Origin of the sequence: Blastococcus sp. CCUG 61487, assembly GCF_005222955.1 — a bacterium.
In the GTDB taxonomy this organism is placed as follows: Bacteria; Actinomycetota; Actinomycetes; order Mycobacteriales; family Geodermatophilaceae; genus Blastococcus.
In genome coordinates, this window is record NZ_LWUA01000163.1 from 1 (window position 1) to 1,074 (window position 1,074).

The 1,074-nt window shown below is 79.2% G+C and carries 1 protein-coding gene; it reads left to right on the top strand.

The window, feature by feature from the left end; all coding sequences use genetic code 11:
• On the top strand, nucleotides 1-1,074 hold a 1,074-nt coding region (locus tag A6V29_RS09335; RefSeq protein WP_137160039.1), incomplete at both ends, for an ABC transporter transmembrane domain-containing protein.

Consider the following 1,074-nt stretch of genomic DNA (forward strand, 5'->3'; position numbering starts at 1 on the left):
GGCCGCCGCGGGCACCGCCGGCGAGGTGCTGGCCGAGCGCGACGCGCGGCGGGCGGAGGACCGGCTCCGCCGCGACCTGCTCGACCGGCTGGCCGTCTCCCCCGCCGCGGTCGAGGCGGCGGGCGGCCCCGGCCCGGCCGCGGTGCTCGCCACGACGCGGCTGCACGACCTCGGGCCGGCGCTGGCCACCTACCTGCCCGCGCTCGCGCAGACGATCGTCGTCCCGCCGGCCCTGGTGCTCGTGCTGGTGGTCACCGACCTGCTCTCGGCGTTCCTCGTGGCGGTCACCCTGCCGCTGGTGCCGGTGTTCATGGTGCTGGTCGGCCGGCACACGGAGAGCGCCACCGCCGACTCGGCCCGGGCGCTGGACCGGATCGCCGCGCACGTCGCCGAACTGGTCCGCGGCCTGCCCGTGCTGGTCGGTCTCGGCCGCGCCGCGGAGCAGGCCGCCGCCCTGGCCCGGCTCGGCGAGGCGCACCGCACCCGCACCATGGCCACCCTGCGGATCGCGTTCCTCTCCGCGCTGGTGCTGGAGCTCATCGCCACCCTCTCGGTCGCGCTGGTCGCAGTGACGGTCGGCCTGCGGCTGGTGCACGGCGACCTCTCGCTGGCCATCGGTCTGACCGCGCTGCTGCTGGCGCCCGAGGCGTTCGCGCCGCTGCGCGCGCTCGGCTCGGCGCACCACGCCGCCGAGGACGCCGCGCTCGCCGCCGCGGAGGCCCGGGCGGTGCTGGCCGCACCGCCGGCCGCCGTGGTCCCATCGGGTGCCGACGACGATCCGCGCGGTGCCGACGTCGCCGTCCGCGGGCTGACGGTCCGCTATCCGGGCCGTCCGGTCGCCGCGCTCGACCCCGTCGACCTCGCCGTCCGCCCCGGCGAGCTCGTCGCGCTCACCGGCGCGAGCGGGTCGGGGAAGTCGACGCTGCTGGCCGCGCTGGCCGGCGTCCTCGGACCGGACGCGGTCGAGGACGGCGCCGTCCTCGGCGCCGACGCGGTCGCCTACGTGCCGCAGTTCCCGCGCACGACCGGCGCCACCGTCGCCGACGAGCTGCGCCGGCACGCGGCGTCGGGGCC